Annotated in this window: 17 protein-coding genes and 1 pseudogene; 6 read left to right on the top strand and 12 right to left on the bottom strand. The window is 69.0% G+C overall.

From position 1 onward, the window contains the following. Nucleotides 1–50: 50 nt before the first annotated feature. On the top strand, nucleotides 51–1,604 hold the full coding sequence (locus tag PV762_RS19080) for an ATP-binding protein (RefSeq protein WP_421036575.1): 1,554 nt from the start codon (nucleotides 51–53) through the stop codon (nucleotides 1,602–1,604). A gap of 47 nt (nucleotides 1,605–1,651) precedes the next feature. Here the strand turns inward: PV762_RS19080 and PV762_RS19085 are convergent, their stop codons facing one another. The 6 genes from PV762_RS19085 to PV762_RS19110 form a co-directional block, all read right to left on the bottom strand. Beyond that, entirely contained in the window at nucleotides 1,652–1,873 is a 222-nt protein-coding gene (locus tag PV762_RS19085) for a hypothetical protein (protein ID WP_421036576.1), read from the bottom strand. A gap of 147 nt (nucleotides 1,874–2,020) precedes the next feature. Then, complete coding sequence (locus tag PV762_RS19090) at nucleotides 2,021–2,641, bottom strand: hypothetical protein (protein ID WP_421036577.1); 621 nt, start codon at nucleotides 2,639–2,641, stop codon at nucleotides 2,021–2,023. A gap of 269 nt (nucleotides 2,642–2,910) precedes the next feature. After that, nucleotides 2,911–4,593 (bottom strand): MFS transporter, encoded by a 1,683-nt coding sequence (locus tag PV762_RS19095; RefSeq protein ID WP_421036578.1) that lies wholly within the window; start codon nucleotides 4,591–4,593, stop codon nucleotides 2,911–2,913. 243 nt (nucleotides 4,594–4,836) lie between these two features. After that, nucleotides 4,837–5,478 (bottom strand): 2-hydroxychromene-2-carboxylate isomerase, encoded by a 642-nt coding sequence (locus PV762_RS19100; RefSeq protein ID WP_421036579.1) that lies wholly within the window; start codon nucleotides 5,476–5,478, stop codon nucleotides 4,837–4,839. A gap of 11 nt (nucleotides 5,479–5,489) precedes the next feature. Next, entirely contained in the window at nucleotides 5,490–5,756 is a 267-nt protein-coding gene (locus PV762_RS19105; protein WP_421036580.1) for a DUF1289 domain-containing protein, read from the bottom strand. After that, nucleotides 5,753–6,358, bottom strand: coding sequence for a YbaK/EbsC family protein (locus PV762_RS19110; RefSeq protein ID WP_421036581.1), 606 nt, complete (start codon nucleotides 6,356–6,358; stop codon nucleotides 5,753–5,755). The genes PV762_RS19105 and PV762_RS19110 overlap by 4 nt, the downstream gene beginning before the upstream one ends. A gap of 8 nt (nucleotides 6,359–6,366) precedes the next feature. Here PV762_RS19110 and PV762_RS19115 point away from each other — a divergent pair, with 8 nt between their 5' ends. Together PV762_RS19115 and PV762_RS19120 are read left to right on the top strand one after the other, a co-directional pair. Continuing rightward, nucleotides 6,367–6,687 carry an aldolase/citrate lyase family protein gene (locus tag PV762_RS19115; RefSeq protein ID WP_421036582.1) on the top strand — a complete coding sequence of 107 codons (321 nt, stop codon included), beginning with the start codon at nucleotides 6,367–6,369 and terminating at the stop codon, nucleotides 6,685–6,687. Nucleotides 6,688–6,786: 99 nt separating this feature from the next. After that, nucleotides 6,787–7,272, top strand: a complete 486-nt coding sequence (locus PV762_RS19120) for a thioesterase family protein (RefSeq protein ID WP_421036583.1) — start codon at nucleotides 6,787–6,789, stop codon at nucleotides 7,270–7,272. Nucleotides 7,273–7,276: 4 nt separating this feature from the next. Here the strand turns inward: PV762_RS19120 and PV762_RS19125 are convergent, their stop codons facing one another. The 3 genes and pseudogenes from PV762_RS19125 to PV762_RS19135 all read right to left on the bottom strand — a co-directional run. Next, nucleotides 7,277–7,903, bottom strand: coding sequence for a helix-turn-helix transcriptional regulator (locus PV762_RS19125; protein ID WP_421036584.1), 627 nt, complete (start codon nucleotides 7,901–7,903; stop codon nucleotides 7,277–7,279). Next, on the bottom strand, nucleotides 7,900–9,213 hold the full coding sequence (locus PV762_RS19130; RefSeq protein ID WP_421036585.1) for an MFS transporter: 1,314 nt from the start codon (nucleotides 9,211–9,213) through the stop codon (nucleotides 7,900–7,902). The genes PV762_RS19125 and PV762_RS19130 overlap by 4 nt, the downstream gene beginning before the upstream one ends. Nucleotides 9,214–10,124: 911 nt before the next feature. Further along, nucleotides 10,125–10,532 (bottom strand): annotated as a pseudogene (locus tag PV762_RS19135) (VOC family protein); the annotation flags it as partial. A gap of 113 nt (nucleotides 10,533–10,645) precedes the next feature. On the opposite strand from PV762_RS19135, the gene PV762_RS19140 reads away from it, so the two are divergent. Genes PV762_RS19140 through PV762_RS19150 form a run of 3 tightly spaced genes read left to right on the top strand, consistent with a single transcriptional unit; the run spans nucleotide 10,646 to nucleotide 12,669 of the window. Continuing rightward, nucleotides 10,646–11,122 carry a protein-tyrosine phosphatase family protein gene (locus tag PV762_RS19140; protein ID WP_421036586.1) on the top strand — a complete coding sequence of 159 codons (477 nt, stop codon included), beginning with the start codon at nucleotides 10,646–10,648 and terminating at the stop codon, nucleotides 11,120–11,122. Between the two features lie 33 nt (nucleotides 11,123–11,155). Next, nucleotides 11,156–11,827 (top strand): RluA family pseudouridine synthase, encoded by a 672-nt coding sequence (locus tag PV762_RS19145; protein ID WP_421036587.1) that lies wholly within the window; start codon nucleotides 11,156–11,158, stop codon nucleotides 11,825–11,827. 44 nt (nucleotides 11,828–11,871) lie between these two features. Further along, on the top strand, nucleotides 11,872–12,669 hold the full coding sequence (locus PV762_RS19150) for an SDR family NAD(P)-dependent oxidoreductase (protein WP_421036588.1): 798 nt from the start codon (nucleotides 11,872–11,874) through the stop codon (nucleotides 12,667–12,669). Between the two features lie 12 nt (nucleotides 12,670–12,681). Here PV762_RS19150 and PV762_RS19155 read toward each other — a convergent pair whose 3' ends face one another. From PV762_RS19155 to rplS, 3 genes are all read right to left on the bottom strand, one after another. Beyond that, entirely contained in the window at nucleotides 12,682–13,671 is a 990-nt protein-coding gene (locus PV762_RS19155; RefSeq protein WP_421036589.1) for a CobD/CbiB family protein, read from the bottom strand. Between the two features lie 69 nt (nucleotides 13,672–13,740). Further along, entirely contained in the window at nucleotides 13,741–14,523 is a 783-nt protein-coding gene (locus tag PV762_RS19160; RefSeq protein WP_421036590.1) for an NUDIX hydrolase, read from the bottom strand. A gap of 133 nt (nucleotides 14,524–14,656) precedes the next feature. Further along, a complete protein-coding gene (gene rplS / locus PV762_RS19165; RefSeq protein WP_421036591.1) occupies nucleotides 14,657–15,025 on the bottom strand; it encodes a 50S ribosomal protein L19 in 369 nt (122 codons plus the stop codon). Nucleotides 15,026–15,135 lie beyond the last annotated feature (110 nt).

The raw sequence follows: 15,135 nt of genomic DNA on the forward strand, positions 1-15,135 counted from the left end.
CGCATAATCCGTCGTCACAAGGGTTGGACAGAGGGACGGACGTGGCCCTGATGAAGACTTCTCTGCGCAACGCCGTGATCCTGGCGTTGGTGGCGGGCCTGGCCCTGCCGACCGGCGGCGTGCTGCTGTACGAGCAGCAGCTGAGCCGCCGCGTCGTGATGGAGGACCTGCAGCGCGACCTCTCCCGCGTGTCGGAGGTATTGGCGCTGTCGCTGGCCGAGCCGATCTGGCAGGTCTCGCCCGACCTGGCCGAGCCCATGGTCAAGGCGCAGGTCGACGATCCGCGCTTCGTCTCCGTCGTCGTGACCGAGAACGCCGCGCAGCAGGCCTTCGTCGAATTCCACCGCGGCACGCCCGACGACGCGACCACGCTCACCGAGACGCGCCCCGTGCTGCGCGACGGCCGCGAGATCGCCCGGCTCACCGTCGTCATGAGCGCCGAGCCGCTGATGGCGCGCAAGCGCGACGACCTCTGGAACGCGCTGTGGCGCAGCCTGCTGACGCTGACGGTGTCGCTGGGGCTGATCCTCATCGTGATGCAGCGCCGCGTGCTGCGCCCCATCGCGCGGCTGTCGGAGGCCGCGGACGAACTCGCCTCCGGCCAGCTCGACCAGCCGCTGGCCTTCGGCGGCGAGGACGAGATCGCCCGCGTCGGCAAGGCGATGGAGCGCATGCGGCTCGCGCTGCTGAAGGCCTTCGACGACCTGCGCGGCCATGCGAGCACGCTCGAGGAACAGGTGGCGCAGCGCACCGTCGAGCTGACCGAGGCCAACGTCGAACTCACGCAGGCGCTGGCCAACCTCAAGACCGCGCAGCGCGAACTGGTCGAGTCGGAGAAGCTCGCCTCGCTGGGCCGGCTGGTCGCGGGCGTCGCGCACGAGCTCAACACGCCGCTGGGCAACGCGTTGACGGTGGTGTCCGCGCTCGAGGACCGCTGGGGCAAGCTCGACCGCATGCTCACCGACAACACGCCGATGCGGCGCAGTCAGCTGGAGGAACTCGTCAAGGACACGCGGCGCGGCCAGGACATCCTGCATCGCAACGTGCAGAAGGCGGCGGACCTGGTGCGCGACTTCAAGCAGGTCGCGATCGACCAGACCAGCGACACGCGGCGCGACTTCGAGCTCGCGCAGGTGTGCGAGGACGTGCTCGTGATGGTCGAGCCCAGCTTCAAGCACACGCCCTTCCGCATCGTCACCGACCTGCAGCCGGACCTGCGCATGAGCAGCTATCCGGGGGCGCTGGGTCAGGTCTTGACCAACCTGCTGATGAACACGCTGGTCCACGCCTTCGAGGGCGAGACGCAGGGCGAGGTGCGGGTCAGCTGCCACCGGCTCGACGAGACGACGATGGAGCTCAGCGTCGACGACAACGGCCACGGGATGGATGCGTCCATCGTGCGCCGGATCTTCGATCCGTTCTTCACGACCAAGCTCGGCAAGGGCGGATCGGGCCTGGGCATGCACATCGTGCACAACATCGTGACGAACGTGCTCGGCGGGCAGATCGAGGTGATCTCGCGCCCGGGCGAAGGCACCTGGATGATGATGCGCCTGCCGGTCGACGCGCCACTGCGCGCCGCCAGCGAGGACCGGATCGGTTGATCCGTCCCCCGGATCCGCGACGCTGACCGCGTCGCGGAGGGTCCCGCTTACTGCGAAGCGCCCGATGCGGCGACCGACGCCGCGTCAGCCGGCAGCGCCGCGGAGGCCGCCGCCATCGCCGCCGAGGCCGCATCGCTCGCGGCCTGGTCCACATGACCGCCCGTCACGTCGTGCTTCTCGCCCGTCAGGTCGATGTTGCCGCCGCTCTTCATCAGCACGAACAGCGCGATGGCAGCGAAGACGATGAATCCAACGACGATTTTCCACATGGTTCCGAGATCCTCTTGAGGTTGCCGGTCGCGACAGACTGACCGGGTCGGAGGCCATTGTGGAAAGCGAGGCTGACAGCAGGCTGAGCGCGGGCTGTATCCCGGCGTGAATCCCCGGAGGCGTGGTGTGGTGCGGTGCGGTGCGGCTCAACCGAACGGCGATCGCATGTAGCTGGGTTCACGCGCCTTGGCGCACCAATGTCCAGGCTGGTCATAGCCGGTGACTCCCCAGACGGACGCATGATGCGACCCGCAGATCAGGGGCTTGAGGTAGCGGCGCTGCTTCAAGTCGACGTCCTGAGGACGCGAACAGTTCTGCCCGTCCGTGGAGTAGCACATGACCTCGCCAGTAGGCGTCCGCGCCACCAGTGGACCGTCGGTCACCGGGCTTTTCTCCCACTTGGCGAAAAGGGTCGCGTAGACCCTGTTGCACCAATGATCCGGCTGTTGGTAGCCATCGTGGCCGCCCCACCGTCGCGCGTGATCCGCACCGCATTTGGCGGATCCCACCTGTGATGGGTCAGGGGACGCCGCAAGACCGATCTTCCGGCCCCACAGCAAGAAGCGATAGTCGGACGTGTATCTGACGCAGTTGCGACTGTTCTCCGTGTAGCAGGACAGATTGCCATCCGCTTCGACGCGAAACTCCTCGTCGTCGAAGTAGACCCAGTCCGTCGGCTCGGCTTGAGCGTGTGACAGGGTGACCAAGGGCACAACGGCGAGGATGCCGACAAGAAGGCGACGGCAGGCAGCACGACGGAAGGACATCAGGAGCTCCTGAAACGAGTGGAACCTCCACAGTGCAGCTGGATGGTCGCGCCTGCATGACAACCACATTCAAGTGCCCCCCGGCGCGACCGACGCTTAAGGCCGCGAGATCAAGGCCGCCGAGTACGCGTCGTCGGTGCTCGCCAAGGCGCAGCGGATGAAGGCCGCGGGCTGAAGATCCGCAACCATGGAAAAGGGCGGCCGAGAGGCCGCCCTTGTCGTTGGCGGCATCGGCGCCGGAGCGCCGATGCCATCGTGCCTGCGCTCGCTCAGTCGCGGGCGTAGATGTCCACGTCCTTGGTTTCGCGCACGAACAGCAGGCCGATCACCAGGGTGAGCGCGGCGATGCCGATCGGATACCAGAGGCCGTGATAGATGTTGCCGTTCTGCGCCACCATCGCGAAGCTGATGGAGGGCAGCAGACCGCCGAACCAGCCGTTGCCGATGTGGTACGGCAGGCTCATCGAGGTGTAGCGGATCCGGGTCGGGACCAGCTCCACCAGCATCGCGGCGATCGGGCCGTAGACCATGGTCACGTACAGCACCAGCACCGCGAGGATCGCGATCACCAGCGGCGTGTTGACCTTGGCCGGATCGGCCTTGGCCGGGTAGCCCGCGGCCTTCATCGCATCAGCCAGTTCCTTCTTGAACGCCGCGATCTTCTTCGCGCTGTCCTCGTCGAACTTGTGGCCGCCGGCGGTCAGCGTGGCGGTGGGCGCCTCGATGACCTTCTCGCCGATCTTGACCTGGCCGGAACCGGGCGCGCCGGACACGGTCTCATAGTTCGCCGCGGCTTGCGCCAAGGCGCGCTTGGCGATGTCGCACGGCGTCGTGAAGTCCACGTCGCGCGCGATCGGGCTGCCCTGGAAGGAGCACTGCGCCGGATCGGTCGTCAGCGTGATCTGCGCGGTTTCCTGCGCCCGGGCCAGGTCCGGGTTGGCCGCGTTGGTCAGCGCCTTGAACAGCGGGAAGTAGGTCAGGATCGCCAGCAGCAGGCCCGCCATGATGATCGGCTTGCGGCCGATCTTGTCGGACAGCGTGCCGAACACGACGAAGAACGGCGTGCCGATCAGCAGCGCGACGGCCACCATGATGTTGGCCGCGGCCGGATCGACCTTGACCACGCTCTGCAGGAAGAACAGCGCGTAGAACTGGCCCGTATACCAGACCACGCCCTGGCCGGCCACCAGGCCGAACAGCGCCAGCAGCACGACCTTCAGGTTCTTCCACTGGCCGAAGGATTCGGACAGCGGCGCCTTGGAGGTCTTGCCTTCCGACTTCATCTTCTGGAAGGCGGGCGACTCGTTCATCGACAGCCGGATCCACACGCTGATGGCCAGCAGCAGGATGGACACGATGAACGGGATGCGCCAGCCCCAGGCCGCGAAGGTCGCCTCGCCGAGCGCCGTGCGGGTGCCCAGGATGACGATCAGCGACAGGAACAGGCCCAGCGTCGCCGTGGTCTGGATCCACGAGGTGTACGCGCCGCGCTTGCCGTGCGGGGCGTGCTCGGCGACGTAGGTCGCGGCGCCGCCGTATTCACCGCCCAGTGCCAGGCCTTGCAGCAGGCGCAGGCCGACCAGGATCACCGCCGCGGCGGGACCGATGGTGTCGTAGGTGGGCAGCACGCCGACGATGAAGGTCGACAGGCCCATGATCAGGATGGTCACCAGGAAGGTGTACTTGCGTCCGATCATGTCGCCGAGACGGCCGAACACCAGCGCGCCGAACGGACGCACGATGAAGCCGGCGGCGAAGGCCATCAGCGACGCGATGAACTGCGCCGTCGGATCCAGGCCGGTGAAGAACTGCTTGCCGATGATCGCGGCGAGCGAGCCGTACAGGTAGAAGTCGTACCACTCGAACACCGTGCCCAGTGAAGAGGCGAAGATGACCTTCTTCTCTTCGGCCGTCATCGGCGCATTGGTGGTCACTGCGCTTGCAGTTGCCATGGGATTGTCTCCTCGGGATTCCCAGGGCCATCGACCGATGGCCCTTGGGAGGCGACTATCCGAGCGCGCTCTGACCCGTTTCTGACGACTTGCTTGCCTCTGGCTGACAAACCCGGGTCGAACCCTTGCTTCGGTTTTCTCGATGCGGAATTTCGGCGCCTGTGCGCCGCAGCAAAGGGTATGTCCCTACGGCGACATTCGAGGCGCTCACGCCCCCTCGCCTCCTCTGGCGCGCGCCTGCGCTCAGTCGCGCCGCACGCCCACCGGCAAGGTCCTCGCCAGGTCCCACGCGGGACCATCGAACCACGCGTCGCCGTCGAGATAGCCGGTGAGCATGTCGATCGCGTCGAGCCCCCAGAACAGCTTGTCGTCGACGGCCATCGTCGGCACGCCGAAGACGCCGCGCGCGACGGCGGCGTCGGTGGCTTCGCGCAGCGCGGTCTTGACCTCGACCGAGGCTGGATCGCGCATCGGCGCGAGCTCCGCCGTCAGTTCGGCAAGCCGCTGCGGATCGGCTGCGTCGAGGCCGCCGCGCCAGACGTGGTGGAAGACGCGTTCGACCGCATAACGGCCCGGCGTCTGCCCCACCGGCGCGGTGGCCCACAGCAGGCGCAGCAGCGGCAAGGGGTTGAAGGGGTGCGCGCCCGGCAGATCCAGCGGCACGCCGAGCCGATGACCGAGCCACGACACCTGGCGGTAGGTCCAGTCGCGCTTGCCAGGAATCTCCGCGGGTCCCTTGTTGTCGAGCGACTTCAGCAGGGCGCCGAAGAGGATGGGGATGTAGCGGACCGCAACGCTGCGACCGGCCAGCGCCTCGGGCAGCCGCTCGAAGGCGAGCGCCGCGTAGGGTGAGATCGGGTCGAAGTAGAAGTCGATCGTGACCATCGCGGCTCCGTTCAGGCCTTGGGCATCGGCTCGGTGGCGAGCGCCCCGTGCGAGGCCAGCAGCGCGCGCCGCTCGGGCAGCAGGTTGAGCAGCCGGATCCGCGACTCATCGTCGGACTTGCTCCAGCCGGCGATCTCGGGAATCGTGCGCGCGCAACCGCGGCACAGCGCGGTGGGCTCGTGCATCTTGCAGATGTTGATGCACGGCGAAGCGACGCGCCCTTCCGGCGTGCGCGCGACGTTGTCGGCGGTCACGGGCGCCAAGGTCGACGGGCTCACGATTGCGCCACCTCGATCACCGGCGCGCCGGTCAGCGCGACCAGTTGCTGCGGCGACATCAGGAACACGCCGTTCGGATGACCGGCCGCCGCCCAGATCGCGTCGAAGCGGAACAGCTCCTGGTCGATGAACAGCTGCGGGTGGACGCCCTCCTCCGCCGGCTGGAAGCCCAGGGGCGACACGCCGCCGATCGAGAAGCCGGTGCGCGCCTTCACGTAGTCGGCGTCGGCACGGCCGAGCTTGCCGGTGTGGGCTTCAAGCTTGCGCTCGTCGACGCGCTTGTCGCCGGAGGCGATCACCAGCACGGCCGCGCCGTCGGCCTTGCGCTTGAACACGACGCTCTTGGCGATCTGCCCCAGCGCGACGCCGAGGGCGTCGGCCGCCTCCTGCGAACTGCGTGCCGAGACCTCGAGCCAGCGCGGCTCGTGTTCATGGGACAACGCGCGCAAGGCGGCGCGCACGCGCTGGAAGCCGTCGGGACGGGCAGCGTCGACCGTTGCAGGGATCGTTGCAGGGATCGTTGCAGGGATCGCTGCAGGGATCGCTGCAGGAGTGGCCGCCGGATCTGCTGCGGACGTCGCGGGGGAAGTCGTGTCGCTCATGCCGCGCATTGTGCCAAGGCTCCTGTGCGCGGTCGGCGCTGGGCGAGGTCCGGTTCCTCCTGCAGATCGAGTCCGCCGCGGCGCTGCCCCGGCTCCACGAGATCGCCGCCTCGTCGCCGCGCGTGCAGTCGATGATGTTCGGCAGCGAGGACTTCTCGCTCGACGTGGGCGGCCTGCCGACGCCGGAACAGATCGCCCACGCGCGCGCCGTCATCGCCGCCTTCGCCGCCGCCGATCGCGACGGCCTCGGCGCGACCAAGCTCGGCGATCTGATGATCGACAAGCCCGTGGTGCCGCGCGAAGGCCCTGCTCATCGAAGCCGGACTTGATCCCGCGGACAAGGGCTGAGCACCCCGATCCCCGATCCCAGACAACATTAGGGCGACCGCTCTCCTGCGGCGCCCGGCCTTGCGTTATGGTCCGCGCCCATGACCGACGTGAAGACCGACGTGAACAGCCCTTTCGAGCCCGAGTTCACCACCGCGCTGTGCGAGATCTTCGAGCAGCTGATCAGCTTCAACCAGCTGCTCGGCGTGAAGATCGACGAGCTGCGGCACGAGATCGTGCGGGCGCACATTCCCATGCGGCCGGAGCTGGTCGGGCACTACGCCCACAACCGGCTGCACGGCGGCGTGATCAGCGCGACGCTCGATTCGATGGGCGGCCTGGCGGTGATGGCGGCGATCGGCGCGCGTCATCTCGACGAGCCGCCGCAGCAGCGGCTGCAGCGCTTCGCCAAGCTCGGCACCATCGACCTGCGCGTGGATTACCTGCGCCCGGCCATCGGAGCCATGTTCCGCTGTGAAGCGGAGGTGATGCGCCTGGGCAGCCGCGTCGCCAACACGCGCATGGCGTTCACCGATGAACAGGGACGATTGCTGGCCACCGGAGCGGCGGCGTACATCGTGTCCTGACCCACTACACCGCGCGGATCCGGTAAGCACAACGCCGCGCGCCGGCCAGCAGATGCTCGGTGCGCGCGACGGCGAGACCCGGACCGAGGCAGCGCTCGAACAGCGCCAGCTCCGAGCGGCAGAAGCCCTGACAGCTCTGCGCCGCCGCGCAGATCGGGCAGTGATCCTCCACCAGCAGCCAGTCCTTGCCGACGCGCTCCGCGCGCGCCATGTAGCCCTCTTCGGCGCGCAGCCGCGCGAGTTCGCGCACGCGGTCGCCGGTCGTCCGGCAGCGGTCCATCGCCGCGCGGTAGCGCAGCTCGCTGTCGCGCTCGCGCGCCAGGATCAGTTGATCGAGCCCCGCCTCGCCGAAGACCGCGCGGGCCTGCTGGATCAATTGCACGGTGAGATCGGCATGCCGATCCGGGAAGCGCCCGTGCCCCGCCGCCGTCAGCGACCACAGCTTGCGCGGCCGTCCGGCCTCGCCACGCTGGTCGTCCTGCGCTTCGACCAGCCCCTGCTCCTCCAGCCGCGCGAGCAGCTTGTGCGCGCCCATCGGCGTGATGGCGACGGTCGCCGCGAGCGCCGCCGCCGCCTGCGGCCCGCGGCTCTTCAGCTCGAACAGCAGCCGTTCCTCGTTGCCCTGGCTCATGAATGGCGCCTCGCGAAACGGATGAAGCCGATCGCCGCACCCAGACACATCGTCCCGCCCAGCAGCATGATCCAGCGCGCCGACAGCATGCCCAGCGCGCCGCCGATCAGCGCGATCAAGGTATTGGACAGGCAGAACACCGTCGTCAGCAGCCCCATCACGCGGCCTTGTCCATACGCCGCAAAGCGATCCGACATCCACGCCGGCATCAGCGCGTTGTAGAACGACAGCGGAATCCCGAGCAACGGGATCAATGCCAACCCCATCCACGACGGCGCGAGGCTCAGCGCCAGCAGCCCGATGGCCGCGACGACCGCGAAACGCGCCGCCCGGTGCAGCGGCGTCGGCCCCGAGCCGATGCGCGCCGCGAAGATGCTGGCCGCCGTCATCGCCGCGCATTGCACGGCGGTGACCAGCGCGATGCCTCGGCTGTCCAGCCCGGCCTGCTGCAGCATCCACAGCGGCGCGAATTCGTAGAGCGCGTTGACGCCCAGCGTGTAGGCCAGCTGCAGCAGCGCGAGGTGACGCAGCACCGGGTCCTGCGCGATCAGTCCCAGCGACTGCTGACGCCGCATCGCGGCGAGCATGCCGCCCTCCGGCTTCGCGACCGGACGATCGTCGGGCAGGCCGAAGCCGAGCAGCACCAGGCACGGCAGCATCACGACCGCGGCGACGATGAACGGCACCGCCTCGCCCCAGGGCAGCGTCAGGCCGCCGAGGAGCGGTCCGACCAGCCAGCCGATGTAGAGGCTCGCGTTGAGCCATGCGAAGCTGCGCGTGCGCTCCAGCTGCGGATGCCAGTCGGCCAGCAGCGCGCGCACGACGGCGACGTTCCCTTCGGTGAGCCCCGTCGCGAAACGCGACAGCACGAACAGCGGATAGTCCCGCGACGCCAGCGCGAAGGCGCTCAGTCCGTAGCCGACGAGCGTCGCGGTGATGGTGACGCTGAGCACGCGACGCCGCCCGTAGCGGTCGGACATCGGCCCGATCACCAGGCTGCCGACGAGGATGCCGGCGGGATTCACCGCCAGCGCCAGGCCCATCAGCAGCTCGGGTCGCAGCCCGAGGAAATGGGTGAAACCGTCGACCGGGCCGCCGACGAAGATCGGCGCCAGGATCGGGTACGGCAACGCGACGCCGGCGGTGCTCATCAACGCCAGCGCGCAGACGGCCCAGAGCAGCAGATGCGGATGACGCAGCGGCGCCGGCGAGGCCGCGGCGGACGCCGTCGCGCCGGTGGCCGCGGCTGCGGTCGCACCGGCCGTCGCGGCGGATTCTGAGGACTCGGAGGTGGGCAGCACGGCGCTCATTGTGCGGCCCCTTCGCGCCGCAGACACAGGGCATAGCCGGGCCAGCCGCGATGGCGCCACTCCTCGCGCGCGGCGTCGGCGACCTTGATGCGGTGATCGTTCATCGACGCGTGCAGCGACGGCAGTTCACGGGTCCAGTCATCTTCCGTCGCGTGGCCCGCATGCACCAGCGCCCAGGCCGGCGCGGGCCGCCTCTCCGACAGGTAGGTGCCCAGCCACGCACGCCAGACGTTGCGCAAGACCTGGCCCTCGTCGATGTCCACGCCGCGCGAGACGGCGGCTTCGAGCAGCACGCGGACCGCGTGCGTGCCCGTCACCAGATGCAGCGAGGCGAACTGGTGCCGCGACAGATAGGCCGCCAGCGAGGCCTCGGCCAGCGCGTCCAGGGTCAACCAGGGACGCGCCACGTACCCGTCGAAGCCCGGCAACGCCAGCGCGCGTCGCATCCGCGTCGTGATCAGCGTGCCCGGCATCGGCGGCATCGCCAGCGCGGGATCGGCGCGCACGGCGTCGATCACGTCGCGCAGGCGCTCCCGGCCCTGCCCCGCGGGCGCCGGCGCGCCGAGCGGGCTCTCCACGCCGATCGTCGTCTTCAGCGCCGCATCGAGTTCCCCGCGATGCCCCGACTGCAAGGCGTAGGCGAGCCGGATCGCGACATGAAAGGCCTGCGCCTCCGGCGCGGCGAGCACGCGGCACAGCGCGTCCTCGACGCGCGGCGGCGGCACGCCGTCGTCGTCCGCTGGCCGCGACAGCGGCGACCAATGGTCGAGGTGGCGCTGCATCGCCTCGCGCGGCGCGTCCAGCCGGGCCAGCGCGCCCAGCGCCATCGGCACATGGTTGAAGAGCGGCAGCGCCTCGGTGCCGTACATCGGGCCGAACTTCACCGACTGGTCCAACGCCTCATGCAGTCCCGCCGGCCACGGCGGGCCCTTGAGCTCCAGGACGTTGCCGTCCGGATCGAACAGGTACAGCGACGGACCTTCGCCGTCCGCGCCGTATCGCGAGCCGTAGGCATCGACGGTGACGCCCCGCGACGTCAGCCAGCGGCGCAGGGCGGGCTCGTCGAGCGTCTCGACGCGCAGGCAGAAGTGGTCGACGTTGCGCCCCTCCACACCGGGTCCCGCGCCTCCGATGCGCCCCAGCTTGCCGTCCAGCGGCACCAGGTCGATCAACTGCGCCCCCGCGCGCAGTTGCACCAGGCCGATCTCCTCCTGACGCCGCTCGACCGTGCAACCCAGCAGGTCCACGTAGAAGTGCAACGCGGCCGACAGATCGCGCACGCGCAGCACGAGGTGGTCGAGTCCCTGGATCCTGATCATGGCGCGCCCTTCTGCTTGCTGTCGTGTGGCCGCATGATCGCTCCGCCTCTCAAATTAATAAACTTTTAGTTGATTAACATCTTGATCAACAGGGAGACCCGACAATCGGCGTCATGGCTTTCCGACCCCTCCCCCTCCCCGACGCCACGCCGGGCCGGCTGTGGCTGCAGTCGATGCCGGGCCGCCGCGAGTCCTGGGGCGCCTTCCTCGACGAGGCGCGCCTGAACCAGCTCAACGTGGTGGTGTGCCTCAACCCGCTCGACGAAGTCGCCGAGCTTTCGCCCTCGTATCACAAGGCGATCGCCGAAGGCCGCCTGCCCTTCCGCTGGCTGCACGTGCCGATGCGCGATTTCGGACTCGCGTCGGACAGCGGGGCCTTCCGGCAGGGCGTGGAGCACATCGCGCAGGGGCTGCGCATGGGCGACCGCGTGCTGTTGCACTGTGCCGCCGGCATGGGCCGCACCGGCACCATGGCCGCGTGCGTGCTGAAGCGGCTCGGTACGCCGGCGGCCGAGGCGCTCGACGCGGTCACCGCCGCCGGATCGAATCCGCAATCGGCGCTGCAGTCGGGCTGGATCCACCAGTTCTGAGGTCTCCGCGACGGGCGACGCGACAATGCGCCGATGCAGGCGTCGAAGCTCCAACCCTCCCGCCCCCCGCGCTCGCTCCCTCAGCCCGTGCGGCATGCCGATGCGTGGCGCGTCATCGTCGACAAGCCGTCGGGCCTGCTGTCCGTTCCTGGCCGTGGCGAGGACAAGCAGGACTGCGCCTGGGCACGGGTGGCGGCCGAGTTCCCGGACGCGTTGATCGTGCATCGCCTGGACCAGTCGACCTCCGGCCTGATCGTCTTCGGACGCGGCGAGGCGATGCAGCGCGCGCTCAGCGAAGCCTTCGCCGCGAGACTCGTCGACAAGCGTTATGAAGCGGTCGTCGCCGGCCTCGTCGAGCAGGACAGCTTCGAGATCGACCTGCCGCTGATCGTCGACTGGCCGAACCGGCCGCGGCAGATGATCGATCACGAGCGCGGAAAGCCCAGCCTGACCCGCGTGCGCGTGCTGCACCGCGATGTCGTCGCGGGCACCACGCGCGTCGAGCTGGAGCCTGTCACCGGCCGCTCGCATCAGCTGCGCGTGCATCTGCTGGCCGCCGGCCATCCCATCCTCGGCGACGCGCTGTATGCGCCGCCGGAGGTCCTCGCGCAGGCGCCCCGCCTGCTGCTGCATGCGCGGGACCTCCGCCTGCCGGCGGTGCTGGCCGCGCCGGCGCTGTCACTGCATTCGCCGCCCGCGTTCTGAGCGCGACAGGCGCACACCCGTCATCCGATCAAGGAGCGTTTCCCATGTCCACGACCGCTTTCGACGACGCCGCCCGGCCTCGTTCCCTCATCGTCATCACCGGCAGCTCGCGCGGTCTGGGCGAGGCCCTGGCGCGCCAGTCGCTCGAGGCCGGCCATCTGGTCGTCGGCATCGCCCGCGGGCGCAGCGAGACACTGGAACGCTTCGCCCATGAGCGCGGCCTGCCGCTGCAGCAATGGCAGGCCGACCTGGCCCATCCGCTGACGATCGCCCAGCACCTGGCCGACTGGCTGCGCACGCAGCCCGGCGACTGGTCCACGGCGACGCTGATCAACAACGCCGGCGTCGTCACGACGCCCGGCCCCATCGACGGCGAATCACTGGAGAGGCTGTCCGGCGCGCTGCGCGTCGGCCTCGAGGCGACCGTGCTGCTGAGCGCCGCCTTCCTGGACGCCACCCGCGCGTGGCCGGCGGATCGCAAGGTGCTGAACATCTCGTCCGGCCTGGGCCGCCGCGCCATGGCGGGCAGCGCGCTCTACTGCGCCGCCAAGGCCGGCATGGACAACCTCAGCCGCGCCATGGCGCTGGACGAGGAACACAAGGCGGCCAAGGGCGAACGCGCCGCGCGCGTCGTCTCGCTGGCGCCCGGCATCATCGACACCGACATGCAGGCGCAACTGCGCGGCGGCGACGCGTCGAAGTTCCCGGATCGCGATCGCTTCGCCGCGTTCAAGGCCGAAGGGCAGCTCGCCAGCGCGGACGACACCGCACGCCAGGTGCTGAAGTTCCTCGCCAGAAACGACTTCGGCCAGCAGGTGCTGGCCGATGTGCGAGACGCCTGAGTGCAGGCCCGGTCAGCCGACGAGGTTGGCCAGCGTCAGCAGCGCCAGCAGCAGCAGCCACAGCACCACCGAGCGCCACACCAGGCCGACGACGCTCTGCAGATGGCCCAGCTGCGGCGGGACACCGCCGGTGGACCCTTCGGCGCTGGTCGCGTCCATGTCGCCGCCGGATTCGAAGGTCTTGCTGCGGTCCGGCGTCACGCCAGGCGCCGCGCTGCCGCCCAGCTGCACGCCGACCGCGCCCGCGGCGGACGCCAGGATGATGCCCTCGTTGTCATGCGCCCACAGCGTCGAGTCCCGGCGCCAGGAGCTCACCGCCTCCTCGAAGTTGCCGACGATGGCGAAGCCGGTCGCCGTCAGGCGCGCGGGGATGTGGTCGATCATCCCGAACAGCTTGCGCGACAGCACCATCAGGCGCTCGTTGGTCGGCGCGTCCAGCGTGCGGCTCTTGAAGGCCCAGTAGCGGCCGGCGAATTCGGCCATCCGGTACAGCACGGCCCCGGCCGGACCCAGACCCAGCGTCGAGAACAGCACGAACCAGAAAAAGACGCCGAACACATGCCGGTGCGCCGCCAGCAGCGAATGTTCCAGCACGTGTCTGAGCAGCTCGGTGCGCGGCAGTTCGCTCGCGTCCAGGTGACGCCATTCGGCCAGCAGTCGGCGGGCTTCGAGCTCGTCGCCACGCTCCAGCGCGTCACGGATGTCGGTGAAGTAGTGGCTGAACTGGCGGAACCCAAGCGTCAGATAGAGCACCAGCACATCCATCGCCAGTGACAGCAGCAGGCTGTACGGACGGACGAGCGCATAGATCGCCCCGACGAGCAGGGCCGGACCGACGACGGTGATCGTCCACACGACGGCCGCATGGTGCGACCGCCCCGCGTCGAAGTTGCGCCCGGTCCAGCGCACCCAGGCGATCATGCCTTGGTGGACCGGGTTCCCGTGCGGCAGAGGCTTGAGCTGCTCGCACACCAGCGCCAGCAAGACCGCGAAGAAGTTCATGGCCCGGGATGATAGCGGCCCTCACCCCCTTCGACGGGGGTTGGTCCGCCCTGGTCCCGTCACCAAAGGTCAGACCTGCAGGAAGCGGTAGAGATTGCGCAACATCGCCGCGGTCGCGCCCCAGATGAAAAACTCCTTCGAGGCGTCCGACGTCAGCGTGACATCGGGGTCCGCGTTCGACACCGCAAGACCTGGCCCCGTCCACGGCATCGACAGGAACTGGCGACGACCCTTCAGGGGACCGCTATCGTCGGCCCCCTCCAGTTCATAGGTGTGGCGCTGGTGGTGCGCGGGATTCATCAGGAAATCCAGCGGCACCTCGAACGCCTCGGCGACTTCGAAGGCATCCAGGCGCAGCGAGAAACCCGGACGTATCAGCCCCACCACCGGCGTGACCTCGTAGGCCGTCACCGTGCGGTAGACAGGGAGCTGGCCGATCAGGTCGACGAAGCGCTCGTCGAGGCCGATTTCCTCCTCCGCCTCGCGCAGCGCGGTGCGTTCGGGCGAGCCGTCTTCCGGTTCGGCGCGGCCGCCGGGGAAGCTGACCTGCCCGGCGTGGTCCCGCAGATGCGCGGTGCGCTGCGTCAGCAGCACGTGCAGGCCGCCGGGGCGCTCCACGAGCGGGATCAGCACCGCGGCCTGCGTCGTCGTGCGGCCCGGGAAGATGCCGCCATCGCCCGGAAGCTCTGCCTCGAGCATCGTCGGATGCAGGAAGCGCTCGCGCAGGGCGGCGGGCGTCAGATGCTCGCGCGGGACGGCGGGGAGATGCGCATCGGTGCCGATGACGGGGATGGCGCGGGGATCCTGGATGGCGGGGCGGCTGGCGGGACGGCTGGAGGGAAGCGTCGGCATGCGGCAGGAGCGTCCGGTGCGCCGGACTTGTTCGTGGGCGCCCGAGGCGCGAAGCCCCGATTGGACGCCAGAAACGACAAAGCCGCTCCGGGCAGGGCCTTGGAGCGGCTTGGGGGGTGGCTGAAGCCGAGGATCAGGCGACCGTCTTGAAGGCCAGCTTTTCCTTGATGCGCGCCGACTTGCCCGAACGCTGACGCAGGTAGTACAGCTTCGCGCGACGGACGTCGCCGCGGCGCTTCACTTCGATCGAAGCGATCAGCGGGCTGTACAGCTGGAACGTACGCTCCACGCCTTCGCCGCTCGAGATCTTGCGGACGATGAAGTTGGAGTTCAGACCGCGGTTGCGGCGGGCGATCACGACGCCTTCGTAGGCCTGCACGCGCTTGCGGGTGCCTTCGACGACGTTCACGTTGACGATCACCGTGTCGCCAGGAGCGAATGCGGGGATGGTCTTGTTCAGGCGAGCAATTTCTTCTTGCTCAAGGGTCTGGATCAGATTCACGAGGATCTCCTGTGATCTTGCCGGCGCGAATCAGGATGATTCCAGGACAGGACACCTTCGAAGGAATTCTTCGGCGCCGCCCGCGTGGGGATTCAACCAACGGTGTCAAA

Source organism: Mitsuaria sp. CC2, from assembly GCF_048957715.1.
In the GTDB taxonomy this organism is placed as follows: Bacteria; Pseudomonadota; Gammaproteobacteria; order Burkholderiales; family Burkholderiaceae_C; genus Roseateles.

Excerpts from the sequence above, each read along its gene's own strand:
- PV762_RS19095 (WP_421036578.1), bottom strand. The coding sequence starts at position 4,593 with ATGGCAACTGCAAGCGCAGTGACCACCAATGCGCCGATGACGGCCGAA.
- PV762_RS19160 (WP_421036590.1), bottom strand. The coding sequence starts at position 14,523 with ATGCCGACGCTTCCCTCCAGCCGTCCCGCCAGCCGCCCCGCCATCCAG.
- PV762_RS19110 (WP_421036581.1), bottom strand. The coding sequence starts at position 6,358 with ATGAGCGACACGACTTCCCCCGCGACGTCCGCAGCAGATCCGGCGGCC.
- PV762_RS19085 (WP_421036576.1), bottom strand. The coding sequence starts at position 1,873 with ATGTGGAAAATCGTCGTTGGATTCATCGTCTTCGCTGCCATCGCGCTG.
- PV762_RS19090 (WP_421036577.1), bottom strand. The coding sequence starts at position 2,641 with ATGTCCTTCCGTCGTGCTGCCTGCCGTCGCCTTCTTGTCGGCATCCTC.
- PV762_RS19145 (WP_421036587.1), top strand. The coding sequence starts at position 11,156 with ATGCAGGCGTCGAAGCTCCAACCCTCCCGCCCCCCGCGCTCGCTCCCT.
- PV762_RS19080 (WP_421036575.1), top strand. The coding sequence starts at position 51 with ATGAAGACTTCTCTGCGCAACGCCGTGATCCTGGCGTTGGTGGCGGGC.
- PV762_RS19130 (WP_421036585.1), bottom strand. The coding sequence starts at position 9,213 with ATGAGCGCCGTGCTGCCCACCTCCGAGTCCTCAGAATCCGCCGCGACG.
- PV762_RS19125 (WP_421036584.1), bottom strand. The coding sequence starts at position 7,903 with ATGAGCCAGGGCAACGAGGAACGGCTGCTGTTCGAGCTGAAGAGCCGC.
- PV762_RS19150 (WP_421036588.1), top strand. The coding sequence starts at position 11,872 with ATGTCCACGACCGCTTTCGACGACGCCGCCCGGCCTCGTTCCCTCATC.
- PV762_RS19120 (WP_421036583.1), top strand. The coding sequence starts at position 6,787 with ATGACCGACGTGAAGACCGACGTGAACAGCCCTTTCGAGCCCGAGTTC.
- PV762_RS19140 (WP_421036586.1), top strand. The coding sequence starts at position 10,646 with ATGGCTTTCCGACCCCTCCCCCTCCCCGACGCCACGCCGGGCCGGCTG.
- PV762_RS19100 (WP_421036579.1), bottom strand. The coding sequence starts at position 5,478 with ATGGTCACGATCGACTTCTACTTCGACCCGATCTCACCCTACGCGGCG.
- PV762_RS19155 (WP_421036589.1), bottom strand. The coding sequence starts at position 13,671 with ATGAACTTCTTCGCGGTCTTGCTGGCGCTGGTGTGCGAGCAGCTCAAG.